The following is a 15,109-nucleotide window of genomic DNA, read 5'->3' on the forward strand; positions in this document are numbered from 1 at the left end:
GTTAAGGTGCTGCAAAGGTAAGGCGGGTTTTCACATTTCAAAACCTCAAAACCGAATTAGGCGCTAAAAAAATGGCCATTGGAGCGCACAAAACTGGTTTTGAGAGATATAGCCGGCAACATTTTTTTCACCGAGACCTTGCCAGCGCCGCCGACTCAACGGGTCAGCCCCTACCGCACGGGGGCGGGCGCCGGGGTGGCGGCCTTGATGTCCACCAGTTCCACGTCGAAGCGCAGAATGGCGTGGGGCGGAATGTCGGCGCCGGCGCCGCGGGCACCGTAGCCCAGGCTTGAGGGAATCAGCAGCACGGCTTTGCTGCCCTTGCTGAGCAAGGCAATACCCTCGTCCCAGCCGGGAATAACCGAGCCCACGCCCAGCGGAAATTCAATGGGCTGGCCCCGCTTAAGCGAGGAATCAAACTCTTTGCCGTCGAGCAAGGTACCGCGGTAGTGCACCGCCACGATTTCTCCTTTGGCGGGCCGGGCGCCGCTGACGGGCTGCGTGATAATATAGTACAGGCCCGAGGCTGTTTTCTGGGCCTGGAGGCTGTTTTTCTGCAGATATTCCTGAATCAGCTTGTCGTCGATGGGCTTCTGCTTTTCATCAGCCAGATTGGCCTTGGCTTGCATGGCTTCCATCAGCTTTTGCTGGGCGGCCATAGCCTCGGCCTGGCTCTGGATGGCGGCCACTTTCACCAGCAGGCGCATGGTGTTGCCGTGGCGCTTGACCACCGCCGGGGCGGGCTGGCCGGTGGTCTTCAACGACAGGGAATCGGCGTTGAAGCGAAACACGGCCGAGTCGCCGGCTTGCAGCAGGGAAATGGCCTCCTCCAAGCCGCCCTTGACGGTCACGGTCTGCAGCGGCACGCGCACCGGGAAGCCCATCTGCTGCCTGCGCGACTGGAACAGCACCGAGTCCTTGGCCGTGCGGTACTCCACGTGCAGGGCCATGATCTGGCCCACGCGCTTGGCATAGGCCGCCGCGGCCGCGGCCGGCACCAGGGCGGGCTGGCGCACGTAGCGCCCATTCACGCGCTTGTAGATGCGGTACTCCGTGCCCGACTTCAGGCGGTTGTAGGCCGGCGGGGTTGCCGGCGCCGCCTTGGCCGGGGCGGGTTTGGCTGCCGTGGGCTTTTTCGGGGCGGGCTTGGTTTGGGTGGGCTTGGTCTGAAAAGCCAGCAGGGCGCTCAGGCCCAGACAGGCCAGCAGGGCGCCGGCCGGGCGGGTCCGGCGGGTCATTGTCGTCGACATCAACTAAAAGGAATGAGCCGACAAGATAGCCGGTCGGGCCAGAAAAGCCCCGGAACCAGCCGAGCCGACGCCAGGTCCCTCCCCCGGCGGCTCGGGCGCGTCAGGTACTGGCCGGCAGGGTAGCCGCAGCGGCCGGGCCGGAAAAGCAAAAGGCCCTCCAGCGTGCTGCTGAAGGGCCTTTGCGGTCCGGACGGGACTCGAACCCGCGACCTCCGCCGTGACAGGGCGGCATTCTAACCGACTGAACTACCGAACCAGGTTTGCAATTTGCCGGGGCGTTTCCCCGATTGCGATGCAAAGGTAGGGGGCGGATTTGGCCTGCTGCAAGCCCTGGGCAAAAGTTTTTTACCAAATCGTTACCAACTCGACCGTTCTGGCTGATTGCCAACCACAAAATTTTTCGCCGCCGGCCCCGAAAATTGCCGGCGCATGCTTGGCGCGCGTCGCTTACCTTTGCCCTCCCCCATTTTCCACCGTTAAGAACAACTGGGCGACGGCCGCGCGCCGCCCGTTTGCTTATGCTGCTCGACTTCGAACAACCCATTGCCGCCCTGGAGGGCAAGCTCCGCGAGATGCAGAAACTGGCCCAGGAAAGCCAGGTCGACGTGTCGGAAGCCGTGGAGGCGCTGGAAACCAAAATCCGCGCCCTCAAGAAAGAAACCTACGCCAACCTCACCCGCTGGCAGCGCGTGCAGCTCTCGCGCCACCCCGACCGCCCCTACACCCTCGACTACATCGAGGGCATGAGCCAGAAGTTCGTGGAGCTGCACGGCGACCGGACCGTGGCCGACGACAAGGCCATGGTGGGCGGGTTTGCCGAACTGGACGGGCGCACCGTCATGTTTATCGGGCAGCAGAAGGGCCGCAACACCAAGCAGCGGCAGCTGCGCAACTTCGGCATGCCCAACCCCGAGGGCTACCGCAAGGCCCTGCGCCTGATGAAGCTGGCCGAGAAGTTCGGCAAGCCCATCGTGACGCTCATCGACACGCCGGGCGCCTTCCCGGGCCTGGAGGCTGAGGAACGCGGGCAGGGCGAGGCCATTGCCCGCAACCTCAAGGAAATGTTCATGCTGAAGGTGCCCGTTATCTGCATCATCATCGGCGAGGGCGCCTCGGGCGGGGCCCTGGGCATTGCCATCGGCGACCGGGTGCTGATGCTGGAAAACACCTGGTACTCGGTGATTTCGCCCGAGTCGTGCTCCAGCATCCTGTGGCGCTCCTGGAACTACAAGGAGCAGGCTGCCGAGGCGCTGAAGCTCACCGCCACCGACATGCTCAAGGCTGGCCTCGTGGACGGCATCGTGAAGGAGCCGCTGGGCGGGGCCCACACCGACCCGGACAAGATGATTCAGACGCTGAAAAAGACCCTCATCAAAACCCTGGACGAGCTGGACACCCTGCCCGCCGACGAGCGGATTTCGCAGCGCATCGACAAGTTCAGCCGCATGGGCGTGGTCGTGGAGGCGTGATTAGGTGATTAGGTGATTAGGTGCCTACGGCTGCCGGATGAAAAAACAGAACGTCATCCTGAGCTTGCGAAGGACCTTCCTCTAGCCCTGGACCAGCCAACCAGCACAGTTCCCAACAAAGCAAGCGGCCCCGCAGCAGTTGCGGGGCCGCTTCTTTTTAGCTGACCGCGGCGGCCATGCGGGCCGCCAAGTCTTCAATATCAGCGCGGCGGGCCAGGGCCTGCAGCCACTCGGGCGGAATGGCCTGCTCGCCGTAGTAGAGGCCGGCCAGGCCGCCGGTGACGGCGCCGGTCGTGTCGGTGTCCTCGCCCAGGTTGACGGCGGCTAGCACGGTTTCGGCGTAGCTGTCATAGCGCAGCAGGCACCAAAGGGAGGCTTCCAGCGTGTGCAGTACGTAGCCTGAGCCGCTGATTTCGTCTTCGCGGTACTGCGGCAGGGGCAGGATTTCGTAGTCGCCGTGGGGCTGCTGCAGGATGCGGTGGAAACGGTGCTGCTCGGCCAGTAGCACCGGGTCGGTAGCAATGGTTTGCGAAACAATCTGCCGCGTGGCTTCAAAAGCGACGTGCTTTTTTGCGCCTAGCAGCAGCTGACGGGCCATTTCTAAGTAGATAAAGCAGCCCAGCACGGAGCGCGGGTGGGCGTGCGTTAGGCTTGATACCTCGCGGGCCTGTTGCAGCCGCTCAGTCACAGGTTGGTTTCGCGTGTGGAAGGCCAGCGGCAGAATGCGCATCAGGGAGCCATTACCGTTGCTGTATTCATCGGTGCCGCCGGCCAGCAGCGGCGGCGTACCCCGGTGAAAGCGCCGCAGGGCTTCGGCTGTGGCCACGCCCACGTCGAACACCTGACCATGCGGAGTCCAGTAGCCGTGTTCATACCAGTTGACGCAGCGGCGGCCCAGGTCGTCCAAGTCGTAGCCGCGGCTAAGGCTTTCGGCCAGGCAGAACGTGAGCGAGGCGTCGTCGGACCAGGTGCCGGCGGGCTGGTGGTGGGTGCCGTATTCGCGCATGTTCACAACGGGGTCGATTTTGCGGCGGGCGCGGCTTTCAAACTCCACCGGCACGCCGAGGGCGTCGCCGACGGCCAGGCCCAGCAGGGCGGCGCGGATTTGGGTTTCGAGGGTGGATGGGGAGTTGGTGGGCATAGATGTGGCGGGCGGTTAATCGGCGGGAAGGTAGAACGAGCAGTTGGGAAAGTTGTGGAACGAGTACGCCGTGAGTCGGCGGGCCGGCCTTGGGCTCTGCGGTCCAAGGCTGTTGATTACTATTCAGCATCAACACGCGAGATTCTTCGCTGCGCTCTGAATGACGTTCTGCTGGGCCTCTTTAACCAAGAAAAAAGCCCGCCGGAAACCGGCGGGCTTTTCAGCAAACGGATGGTCCCTCCTACTGTACCACCGTTTGCTTGCTGTCGGTGCGGCCGAACTTGGTGGGGAAGTACACCAGCTCGGCTTTGGCGGGATTCAGGGTGTAGCGGCCGCGGTAGCGCGGCTGCAGGCTGATGCGGAAGGTGTGGCGGCCCACGGGCAGGTGGTCGAGGAAGATGCCGGTCTGGTGGCGCAGGTACTCGCGGTGCACCTCGTAGCCGTTGGCGGGGGCCTTGGGGCCGTAGGAGCAGCCGGCCGGAATGGGCACTTCCACCAGCACGTAGCGGGCCTCGGCCTTCACGTCGACCGAAACCAGCAGCTCGGCGGGCTGGCCGGCTTTCAGGCTCACGCGGCGGCCCGATTGGCCGGCCAGGGTGGTCGTCACCGCAAAGTCGCCCTGCCGGGCCGCGGGGGCGGGGTTCCAGAAGCTCTGGTAGGCGGTGGCGTACACGGGCTGCAGGCCTTCCTTGCGCAGGCTGAGCGGGGCCGCGGCGGCGGGCAGCGTTGTCTCGAAGGGCATCTGCTTCTCCCCGATTTCCTGCGGCTGGCCGCCGCCGAGCGTCACGCGGGCGGCCACGGTGCCGCGGCCGGGGGCAAACAGGTCGGGGCCGATGGTTTCCAGAATCTGGGCGGCCTCGTAGGTGCTGCGCCAGTGGCCGGCGCGGCGCAGCCCCAGCAAATACACCCGCAGGCGCGTCAGCTCGGCCTCGTGCCCGCCTTCCCGGCGCAGGATGCGGTAGGCCAGCAGGGAGCTGCCCACCCGGTTGTCGAGCAGGTAGCGGTAGTAGGCGCCGGGCTGCAGGGTATCGGCGTAGTACACGCCGCCGAGCTGGGTGCGCAGACGGTAGCGGCGCAGGGTATCGAGCTGGTAGGGCTGCTGCAGCTGCTGGCGCAGCTCCGTCAGGGCCAGGTACCGGTCGAGGGGCTGGCGGCCGCGCTGCAGCCGGGCGAGGCGGCGCAGGTAGGTGGCAAAGCCGGTGGGGCTCTGCAGCTGGTGGAGCAGGCGCAGGAGGCGCAGCACGTCGTCGGGGAAGTAGAAATCGGGGTTCTTGGGCCGGGCGGCAGCGGCTTCGGCCCGGCTCAGCTCCTCGTCGAGGCGGCGGCCCAGGAAGTCGAGCAGCTCGGCCTGGTCGAGCTTCACCGCGTAGCCGGCCGTGCGCGCTTCCAGCAGGGCTTCGACGACGTGCGTGCTGGCCCAGTAGCTCACGGGCGAAGTGGGCCAGGTGCCCCAGAGGCGGCTGTCCTTGTAGCGGCCGGCCAGCAGCTTGCGAATGAGGTAGTTTACGGCCTTATCCCCCCCAAACTCCTCCCCCATAGCCACGCGGATGCGCCGTTCCAGCAGCAGGGCCTTGAGCTTGGAGGCGGCCTGCTCGTTGCAGAGGTAGGCGTAGGCCTGCACGTGCTGGATTTCCGACAGCAAGGCCGGTATCGGGTCGGTTTCCAGCCGCAGCGTAACGGGGCCGCGCTGGGCGTCGAAGGCGGGCAGCTGCACGGTGGTATCGGGAGCGGTGAGGGTGAGGAAGCTGCCCGTGCGCTCCAGCGTGCCGGCCGGCAGGATGGGCACCGGGCGCTGCTCCCCGTCCTGGTAGCCGGCGGCGCCCGTCAGCCCGAAGCTCAGCAGCAGCGAGTCGCCGGGCGTGGCCGGGGCCACGAGGGTGAGCGTGTCGACCACGGCGCCGGCCACGCGGTGCTGCTGCCGGCGCACTTCGGCCCCGCCGACGCGGAAGCTGGTAGCCACCCGGGCCGTGTCGGGCAGGTAATTCAGGGTCTTACCAATAATCTGGGTTTGGTCGCCGGCCACCAGGAAGCGGGGCACGGCCAGCTCGGCGCGCAGCGTCTTGAAGGAGCGCAGCAGCCCGGCCGCCGAGCCGGTGCGGCCGTGGTTGTCGGAGCCGAGCACGAAGCTGTGCCAGCCGGTCACGTCGTCGGGCAGGGTGACGGTGGTGCGGGCCTGGCCGCGGGCGTCGGTGACGAGCGTGGGCCGCCACCAGCCGTAGTCGGAGAAGCGGCGGCGCAGGGCCAGGCGCGGGTCTTGTCCTCCGGCAGCCTCCAGGTCGGCGGGGGCCGCTACCAGGTCGGATTTGGTGGTGATGAGGATGACGCCATTGGCGCCGCGGGCGCCGTAAACGCCCGTGGCCGCCGCGTCTTTCAGGGTGGTAATGTTGGCAATAGTGGCCGGGTCGAGGTCTTCCAGCCGGCCGTTGAAGGGCAGCCCATTGAGGATCAGCAGCGGCTGGGCGCTGCCCGTCAGAGAATTGGCGCCCCGGATGCGGATGTTGGCGGAACTGGCAACCGATACGCCGGCCACCCGGCCCTGCAGGCTGCTAGTTGAATAGGAAGCCGTCAGGCTGGAGCGGCTCACGGTGCCGTAGCCGACCACCACCACTTCCGACAGCTGCTTGGTATCGGCCGACAGGCCCGCGTTCAGCACGGAGCCCCCAATCCGCCGCTCCACGGTCACGTAGCCGACGCTGGAAACGCTCAGCGTAGTGGCCTCGGGCGGTACCTGCAGCGAGTAGGTGCCATCGGCCATGGTAGAAGTGCCGGTGGTGGTGCCTTTCACCATGATGGTCACGCCCGGTATGCCTTCCCCGGTGCTGTTGTCGATGATTTTGCCGCTGATGGTCGACCAGCCCGGCTGCACTACGGCGGGTTGGGTGGCCCGAATGACGCGGTGCTCTTCCCGGGCGGGCGCGGCAGCCGTTGGGCGCGGCACGCGCTGGCGCACCAGCCGGCCGATGCGGCGGCTCAGCGCCCCGGGCTTCTGCCAGTCGGCGGCGCGCAGCTGCAGGTAGGTGGTGCCGCCGGGCTGCACCGTCACCAGCTCGGCGGGAACCCAGCAGGCGCTGTCGGCGCGGAGCACGGCCACGCGGTAGCGGCCGGGCGGCAGGGCGTGCACGGTGGGCAGCCCGGCCAGCAGGCGCAGGAATTTGGGCTGATCGGGGCGGGTGACGAGCAGATACAGCGCCTCGGGCCAGAGCTGGGACGGGTCTTTGGGATTGGGCGGCTCGGGCAGGCGCAGCTGCAGCCGCCCCTGCCCGGCGGGCGTGCCGGCGGGGTTGTCGAGCACCGGGGTGTAGTAATAGTGCGCCCGCGGGCTGTACCCGTAGCCCAGGCCCCCCACGGCGGGCGTACCCGGCTGCGGGCGCAGCATGGCTTCGGTGTAGGCAAAGCCGTCGAGGGGCAATCGGGCGGGGAAGCCCGAGCCGCTGAGCGGACCGAACGCGGCGGGGTCGACGCAGCGCATTTTCAGTACGCCGGGCTCCAGGGAATACTTAAACAGGCCCTCGAACATGAACCGGCGTGGCTTCCCCTCCGCATCGTTGCGCAGCAGCACCGAATCGGGCCGGAGCGGGCCGCCGACGCCCAGGTAGCGGTTGAACCCGAGGCTCTGCACGGGCTGCAGGCGGTTACCTTGGCGCAGCAGCGTGCCGGGGCCGAACGAGCCCGGGTCCAGCAGCAGCAGGCTGCGGGCCAGGCCCAGCTGCTCCTCGGGCAGGAAACGGGGCCGCGCCTCCACTTTCAGCTCCTGGCAGGGCTGGTTTACGTCGACGCTGAAGGTGAGCTTGTGCAGGTGGCGCAGCTGCACGTCGCGCAGGGTAACCAGCCGCTTGGCCGTCCGGATGCTGATGGTGTGCGGGCCGGGCTCGGCCACGAAGCTGTAGGGCTCGTTCTGGTTTACGTCGTGCACGTAGGCCGGCACCCCGTCGATATACACGGCAATGGGCGGCTGCACCCGGCCCGAATCCACCACGAACGGGGCCACCTGCGTGAGGCCGCCGGGCGCGGGCCGGTACTCGTAGAACTGCCCGCCGGCGGGGTACAGAAAGTCGTAGAAGCGCAGCGAATCCAGGCCCAGCTGCGGGCGCCAGCGCTGCCAGTCGAGCAGGCGCTGCCGGGTGGTGCCGGGGTTGTTTTCGAAGCTGAAGTCGTCCAGCTCAAAGCGCCGCCGCGACACCCGTCCCAGTACGCGCCGCTCGAAGCCGGGTAGCGCGGGGGCCACCGCCTGCTCAAACCGGCTGGTGTGGGCGTAGCTGGTGAGGTCGGCGCCGGCCACGGGGCGCCCGCCGCCGTCCGTCACGGTGTAGCGCAACTCGATGCGCTGGCCGGGGTAGGCCACGTCGGGCTGCTCGGCCGTGATGCGCAGCTGCTTCCGAAGCAGCGGCACCACGAACTCGCGGCTGAGCATTTCCTCGCCCCAGAGGTAGTGCACCGACACGTACCAGGGCTCATCGGAGGCCGCCGGCAGGGCCAGGCGCCAGTCGGGCCCGCCGTAGCTGCGGTGCACCAGCTTGTCGCCGCGGTACACGAAGCGCCAGCAGGCCAGCCGGCGCGGGTTGTCGAGGGCCAGGAAGATGGAGTCGTGGGTGCGGTCGGACTGCAGGTTCAGCCCGGCGTTTTCTTCTTCCAGGTTCACGCTGGCCTGGTGGCCGAGGCTGTCGGTAATGGTATAGCCGTAGGCGCGCGGGTTCACCGGCAAGGTCAGCGGCAGGCGCACCGGGCCTTCCCGCAGCGGACTGGTTTCCAGGTCGGTGCCGCCCGTTACTTTCAGCTGCGCCCGGTGCGGCCGCGACTGGCCCAGGTGCAGGTAGCGCAGGCGCACGGAGTCGCCGTGCAGCTCGGCGCTGAGCTGGCCGGGGTCGAGCTGGTAGCTCACCGTGGCCGATTCAGCGTGCCGCTCGTTGTCGGCGTTGAGGAAGGTGGCCTGCACCTGGTAGCGCAAATCGGCGGCGGGCAGCACGCGGGCGGGCAGCTCCAGGCGCGTTTCCCCGGCCGCGTCGAGCGGGCCGGCGTGGCGCCAGAGCGTATCGGGCACGAACACCGAGCGGCCGGCAAAGGCAGCGGGCGGGCCGGCGGGCGTCACGCTCAGCGTCACGCGGGCGTCGAGCAGGCTGAGGTCGTTGGCGTCGGTGCCGCGCAGGAAAAACGCCTGCTGGGCCCCGCGGCGGTGCTCTTTTTCGCCCACGCGCAGGGTGTATTTAGTGTTATTTAGTTCATAGTCTTCCAGCCGGAACTGCCCGCTGGCCAGCGTGAGGCCCCGGGGCGTGGCCAGGCGCACCTGCACCACGTTGTCGGCGCGCAGGCCCAGGCTGTCGGTCAGCGGCAGCGTGTACTCGTAGGAGCCGGGCCGCACCGGGCGCAGCTCGGCCAGCTTTTTCGAAGTGCCGTCGGGGCCGCCCAGCCAGAGCACCATGCGGCGGCGCAGCGGGCGGCCGTCGGGGCGGTGGAGCAGGCGCATTTTCAGGCGCAGCGTGTCGCCGCTGGGCCGGTAGCGCGGCTTGCTGAAGGCCACGTAGCTCGTCCACTGCTGGCGGCGGGCCCAGTTGCTGCGCTGGCCCCGACGACGCTGCTGCCGCTCCTCGCGCACCTCCTCGCTGAAGACGGAGCGGCCCATGCCCACCACTCCGGTAGTGGTGTACCGAAAGTGCACCACATCGAGGATAAGCCGGCGCGTGGGCACCACCAGGTAGCCCAGCGGAATGCCGTAGGCCACGCGCTTGACGCCGCGCAGCAGCTTGGGCGGCAGCGCGGCCAGCTGCATCCCCAGCCGGTCCCAGCCTTCCTCGTCCATGTAGTCGGGCGGCGCGGGGAAGGTGCGCTCCAGGCTGTGAAAGGTGGTGCGGCCGCGATAGGTTACGGCCACCAGGCCGGCGCGGCCGGCGCGGGCCCGGCGGTGGGTGCGGGTAGCCGCGTCGTAGGGCACGGGGCGGCGGCGCAGCTGCACCTGGGCGGCCTCGCCCAGCAGGCGGCCCAGCGAGTCGCGCACCACCAGCACCAGGTCCACCTGATTGTCGAGCACGGTTACGAGGCGGTCGGTTTCGCTGCGCAGCCAGTACACCAGCTGCGGGCCCTCGGTGTGGGCCACCAGGTAGTAGCCGGGCGGCAGCGGGCGGCGCTGGTAGAAGCGGGTGCTGTCGGTGGGGAAAGAGTCGACGGGCTGGCGAAAAAACTCGGGCCGGGCGCCGTGCAAATTGTGCTCGTAGAGGAAGCGCGCCTGCTCGTTGGTGAGGCGGAATACTTTGGTGAGGTAGCTGGATTGGCGGGCCTGGGCCAGGCGCTGCTGGGCGCGCAGGGGCGCGGCCAGCCACAGCAGGCAGAGCCCACAGAGTAGCAGTCGGAGCATAAAGCGGTACGGCGGGGCGTGGAGAGAGGCGCACTGCCCGGCGGTGGCCGGCCGCGGCGGAGCAGCTTCACAGGATGGATGTGCCTTCGGCCCCGATTCCACACCGCGGCAGCAAAAAATTCCGGATGCCCCAACATCCGGACCTCACCAAAGCCGGAATAATTTGGCTCTTTCCAAGGCTGCTATAATTTTTTTCAGAGCCCGGGAATTATTTGGCCGATTGATAAAATCGTCAATTTCATCGCAACAGGCCATTATTAAGCGCAGGCAAGGCCCTGCTTCGCCGTCAAACTCGCAGCTGCGCCGAAAAAACTGGCACACAATTTTCAAGTACCCTGGAGAGTTTAATAGCCACCACCGCCACTCCAACCTTCTCTCTCCAATGATCCGCATCCTCCTTCTCTGCTTCGCGCTGCTGGTGAGCAGCGTAGTCTCGACGCCGGCCGAAGCCGCCCGCATCAGCTCCTACGCCAAGGCCAAAATGAAGGGCCGCATCTACACCCACCGCCCCAGCTACAAGGCCTACAAAGGCCGCAAAAAAGCCAAGCGCTTCAGCCTGCGCAAAACCGGCAAGAGCAGCAAAGCCAAGACGCTGTTCCGCCCCAAGCACAGCACCACGCGTTTCTAATTCGCGGAGGTAAAGGGACATAGTAGAACGTCATCCTGAGCAGAGCGAAGGACCTTCCTCACACCCCGCACCGCCGCCGCTGCCAACGTGCTGCCGTTAATCGGTCAAAACGATAAAAGCACCGCCACCAACGCTCTGATGTTGGTGGCGGTGCTGTTTTATTGCCCCTGTGTAAGAGCGTTGGTGCTTGGACTTTGGCGGCGGTGCGGGGTGTGAGGAAGGTCCTTCGCTCTGCTCAGGATGACGTTCTGTTTTACCTCAACGGCTGGCGTAGAACCGCTGCCGCGTCTCGATGAGCACCTGCTCCACGGCTCCGCGGTCGGGCTCGGCGGGTAGGGCGCTGGCGGCAAAGGCGGCGTCGACGCGGGCTACCAGCTCCTCGGCCTGCTGTACCAGGTCGGCGTACTCAAACTCGCCGCGGCGGATCTGGAGCAGAAAGTCGCGGTTGGGGCGGCGCACTTGCAGGCGGCCTTCGCGGGCAATTTCTTCGGCCATTTGCAGCAGGCGGAACACGTGCAGCATGTTTTTGGCGTCGTAGTTTTTGCCGTGCTGCACGGTGTTCTGGTAGCGCTCCGCGTTGCGCTTCTGCACCCAGTCCCAGTACTCGCGGTACACCCGGCAGTAGGTGCTGTAGCCGTTGCGGTTGAACGAGAGGTAAGCCACCGGCTCCTCCCCTTTCGGCACGGCCGAGAGCTGCACGTCGTTGCTCACGTCCGCGTCGCGCACGAGGCCGCGGTAGCCCAGGCGGCCGTCGGGCGAAGGGTCCACGAACAGGGCGTAGAGGTCCTGCAGGTGGGGCACCTTGGCCAGGCCGCACTGGGCGGCGGTCAGGTTCTGGCGCTGCAGCCAGGTTTCGGCGGGCTGGGCGCCGGCTCCGCGGGTCACGTAGCAGAAGTCCAGCACCGATTTGCGGGCCGGCGGCTCGGGGTTGTTGATTTTCTTGTTGAGGCCCTTGGCTTTCTTGATCTGGGCCACGGCGTAGTCGGCGAAGGTCTGCCGGCAGAGTTTGGAGAGAAACAGCTCGGGCCGGAACGCCCCGAACAGCGGGTCCCGGTGCCGCACGCAGTCGGGTGGCGAGGCCAGCAGCTCTAGCACGTTGGGGTTGTTTTTCAGAGCCAGCTCCACGAAGCGGCGCAGCTCGTAGAACACCTCGTCGTTGGAGGCGTTGGCCACCTGCGGCTCGTAGTCGAGGCCTAGGAACTGCCGCTCGGGTAGCACGAACACGCCCTTCAAATCGGTGTCGGAGTGGGCCAGGTTAGTGCCATAGGCCCGGCTGCCGCTCACGGCTTCGAAGAGGATGAGCTGCTGCTGGCGAAGGTCTTGGATGGTCATTCTTTTCGGGGTGGGTGGCAGCAGGCGTCAGTTCCCGCAGAGGTGCGCAGAGGGTTGCGCAGAGTTTCGCAGAGGCTAAAAGGCGCGCGTTATCAATTGCTGAAACAGCTCGTTCAGGGCCGGCGTCGGGTCCGGGCGGCGGGGCGGGGCCAGGGTGGCGCGGGCGGCCTGGCTGGCGGCGTATTCGGCTTCGATAAAGGCAGCCAGGGCGGCGGGACGCGGTACGGTGGTTTTCTCGGTGGCCCGGGCTTTCCGGCGCAGCAGCTCGTCGACTTCGGCCCGCAGCTCACTGGGCAGCAGCTCCCGCAGCCGCCGAAACTCCATGGGCGGCACCGTCTGCCGCTCCCGAATCCAGCGGGCGGCCAGGGCGGAGCGCAGGGCGTAGAACAGGCGCTTGAGGCGCGGCTGCTCCTGCGGCAAATCCTCTTCTATGCCGCGGCGCACCAGGCCCAGGTAGTGGTGCAGCGTGGCCAGCGGGTTGAAGCACTCGGCCAGCCGGGGCTGCACGGCGGCGCGGAAGTCCAGCGCCTCCAGGTACGTCTGCGGCGACTGTAGCCACTCCAGCAGGGCCGCGTTGGAGCCGCGCAGCAGCTTCAGGGCCTTGCGCAGGTCCCAGCCGGCCAAATCCAGCTCCTCGTCGACGGGAAAGTTGAGCGTGTCGGCGCCCTCGTCGAGGGTCAGGTACCAGCCCGGCGGGCGGCAGTAGATAAAGCGCACGTCGTAGTCGGAATCGGGCGAGGGGAAGCCCCAGGCGCGGCTGCCGGCTTCGCAGGCGTAGAGGATGCGGACGTGGTGCAGCTGCTCCAGGCGCAGCAGCTCGGCGTGGATGCGGGCGTGCATAGGCCGCAAATTAGGCCCGGCGCCGCCCGCCCGGCAAACGCGGCACCTTTTTAAAGCGTCGTGCGCGACTGAACTGCTTGCAGCTCGGGTGCCCAAGCCGAGCCGCCACCGGGGCGGCTGCCCTGGAGCTGCCGGCGGGCAATAACCTCTCTCCTTGTTATTACCACACGCCGCCAGCCCCGGACGCAGCCACCCCAGTGGCGGCCGAAGCCCGGGCTTCCCTCGTGCAGGCTGGCCCGTTGTTTCCTTGCCTTACCGCGCCCGCACGCCCGTCAGCGCCGTGGCGCAGCCCAGCAGCAGCGGCACCCGCCGCAGATGCCCGAAACCGGCCGCCCGCAAGGCGTCTGCCACCGCGTCGAGGTCGGGGAAGGCGTGGGCGTAGAAGGGTAGGTAGCGGTGCAGGGCGGCCCGGCCCCGGCTCAGCCAGGCCACCAGCGGCAGCACCAGCTGCAGGTAGCGCCAGAACGCCGCCCGCCGCCAGCCCTGCGCCGGTAGGGTTAACTCCAGCAGCAGCACCGTGCCGCCCGGGCGCAACAGCCGGCGGGCTTCGGCGGCCAGGGCGGCGTAGCGGCTGCTATCCAGGGTCTTGAGGCCGTAGCCGCACACCACCGCATCGGCCGCGCCGCCGGGTAAGGGGCAGCGCAGAGCATCGGCCAGGTGCAGCTCGGTGCGGGCGTGGCGCGCATCGGCGTCGAGGCGGCGGGCGGCGCCGGCCAGCATGGCGGGGGCAAAGTCCACAGCGTGCAGCTGCGTTTGCGCGCCCAGTCGGCGGCGCAATGCCGGCCACATTTCCCCGCTACCGCTCATCAGATCCACCACCGTGGCAGTGGGGGGCAGCGCGGGCAGCAGGGCCGCCGCCTGCTGGCGCCAGTAGTTTGTCAGGCCCAACGACATCCACTGGTGCCAGCTGTAGCTGTCGGCCAGCTGGTTGAAGAGGTGGCGCACGAAGCCGGGCTCGAACAGCGCGGCGGTGGGCCGTACATCGGCCGCCGAGCGGCGGCGGGCGGCGCGGGGCCGCCCCAACACGCGGCTACTCATGCTCCGCCCGGGTCTTGATGGCCGTCAGCACGCGCAGGTGCACATCGTCGAGCAGGTAGTCGCTCCACAGCTGCCAGTAGCCGCGCGGGCCGATGCTGTGGCGGTACACGGTACGGGCTTCGAGCAGCGTCGTGCCATCGGGCCGGGCGTGCAGGCGGAAGGTGCCGCTGTCGACCCGGAAGAAGCCGTGCAGGTGCGGGGCGTGAATGCGCGGGTACGGGCTCAGCTCCCGCATGGGCGCGGGCATAACGGGCACCACGAAGGTCAGCTCCCGCCCCGGCTGCCAGCGCGTAACCGGCAGCGTAGCGGCGCCCTGCGAGTAGTTGCAACGCAGGCGCGGCCGCCCGTCAGCCCCCCGCTCGATGGCCGTGCGCGTGGGGTAAGCCACCCCGGCCCGGAACAGCCAACCCACTTCGGCCGGGTACTGCACGGGCTGGCTGATAACCTGCCAGACGCGCGCGGGCGGCGCCTGAATCAGCAGCCGGGTGCTGACCAAGTGCGGCGCCGGCGGGGCCGCCCGCTCCGCCTCCCAGTCCTGCCCCAGCGGGTAGAGCAGCACCAGCAGCGTAAACATATAGCCCGAGCGCGCCGGCCCCAGCAGGTCCGCCAGCTTCTCGCCGAGCCAGGCCCCGAGCAGGGCCATGACCAGGGCCAGCGGGGCGGCCATAGCCACGCAGATCAGGCCCTCCAGCGCCGTACCTATCAGCAGCGCCAGGGTGCAGAGCACGGCCAGCACAATCACCACGTGCATGGCAATCAGCGACTTGTGCCGCGCCCCATTCAGGCGCGTGTAGATGGCATTGGCCACCAGCCCGCAGATAAAGGGCGAGGCCAGAAACACCGAGGCCCCGTAGGCGCGGTAAACGTTGGTCGACAGGAAGGTGAGGCCGGTGCACAGCACCGCGGTGGGCAGCACGGCCAGCGTGGCGCAGCCCAGCGGGGTGCCCAGCAGCCAGTGGCGGAAGCCCCGCGCCGGAGCGGGCGCGTCGTCGTTGTAGAAGTCGGGTTGGGGGTTGGTGGGGTCCATTCGCAAACCAGGAGGTTAGGGAGCGGACCGCGGCCCGG

General features: G+C 67.8%; 9 protein-coding genes and 1 tRNA gene. 2 read left to right on the plus strand and 8 right to left on the minus strand.

Annotated elements, in window-relative coordinates; translation table 11 throughout:
* Positions 1 to 170 precede the first annotated feature (170 nt).
* A complete protein-coding gene (locus tag EJV47_RS06655; protein WP_126692369.1) occupies positions 171 to 1,250 on the minus strand; it encodes an FKBP-type peptidyl-prolyl cis-trans isomerase in 1,080 nt (359 codons plus the stop codon).
* 182 nt (positions 1,251 to 1,432) lie between these two features.
* A tRNA-Asp gene (locus EJV47_RS06660) sits at positions 1,433 to 1,506 on the minus strand.
* Between the two features lie 262 nt (positions 1,507 to 1,768).
* On the opposite strand from EJV47_RS06660, the gene EJV47_RS06665 reads away from it, so the two are divergent.
* Positions 1,769 to 2,719, plus strand: coding sequence for an acetyl-CoA carboxylase carboxyltransferase subunit alpha (locus EJV47_RS06665; protein ID WP_207895843.1), 951 nt, complete (start codon positions 1,769 to 1,771; stop codon positions 2,717 to 2,719).
* 157 nt (positions 2,720 to 2,876) lie between these two features.
* Here EJV47_RS06665 and EJV47_RS06670 read toward each other — a convergent pair whose 3' ends face one another.
* Both EJV47_RS06670 and EJV47_RS06675 read right to left on the minus strand, forming a co-directional pair.
* Positions 2,877 to 3,860: an ADP-ribosylglycohydrolase family protein gene (locus tag EJV47_RS06670; RefSeq protein ID WP_126692371.1), complete on the minus strand. Its 984-nt coding sequence runs from the start codon at positions 3,858 to 3,860 to the stop codon at positions 2,877 to 2,879.
* A gap of 241 nt (positions 3,861 to 4,101) precedes the next feature.
* Positions 4,102 to 10,206 (minus strand): carboxypeptidase-like regulatory domain-containing protein, encoded by a 6,105-nt coding sequence (locus EJV47_RS06675; protein ID WP_126692372.1) that lies wholly within the window; start codon positions 10,204 to 10,206, stop codon positions 4,102 to 4,104.
* Positions 10,207 to 10,588: 382 nt separating this feature from the next.
* Between EJV47_RS06675 and EJV47_RS06680 the strand changes: the two genes are divergently transcribed.
* Positions 10,589 to 10,834, plus strand: a complete 246-nt coding sequence (locus tag EJV47_RS06680) for a hypothetical protein (RefSeq protein ID WP_126692373.1) — start codon at positions 10,589 to 10,591, stop codon at positions 10,832 to 10,834.
* A 258-nt stretch (positions 10,835 to 11,092) separates the two neighbouring features.
* Here EJV47_RS06680 and EJV47_RS06685 read toward each other — a convergent pair whose 3' ends face one another.
* From EJV47_RS06685 to EJV47_RS06700, 4 genes are all read right to left on the minus strand, one after another.
* Complete coding sequence (locus EJV47_RS06685; protein ID WP_126692374.1) at positions 11,093 to 12,166, minus strand: DNA polymerase beta superfamily protein; 1,074 nt, start codon at positions 12,164 to 12,166, stop codon at positions 11,093 to 11,095.
* Positions 12,167 to 12,241: 75 nt separating this feature from the next.
* Positions 12,242 to 13,006 carry a nucleotidyltransferase domain-containing protein gene (locus EJV47_RS06690; RefSeq protein WP_126692375.1) on the minus strand — a complete coding sequence of 255 codons (765 nt, stop codon included), beginning with the start codon at positions 13,004 to 13,006 and terminating at the stop codon, positions 12,242 to 12,244.
* 252 nt (positions 13,007 to 13,258) lie between these two features.
* Entirely contained in the window at positions 13,259 to 14,044 is a 786-nt protein-coding gene (locus EJV47_RS06695) for a class I SAM-dependent methyltransferase (RefSeq protein WP_126692376.1), read from the minus strand.
* Positions 14,037 to 15,071 carry an SRPBCC family protein gene (locus EJV47_RS06700; RefSeq protein WP_126692377.1) on the minus strand — a complete coding sequence of 345 codons (1,035 nt, stop codon included), beginning with the start codon at positions 15,069 to 15,071 and terminating at the stop codon, positions 14,037 to 14,039. Before EJV47_RS06700 ends, EJV47_RS06695 begins: the two co-directional genes overlap by 8 nt.
* Positions 15,072 to 15,109: the final 38 nt, after the last annotated feature.

Origin of the sequence: Hymenobacter gummosus (assembly GCF_003970915.1) — a bacterium.
GTDB lineage: Bacteria > Bacteroidota > Bacteroidia > Cytophagales > Hymenobacteraceae > Solirubrum > Solirubrum gummosum.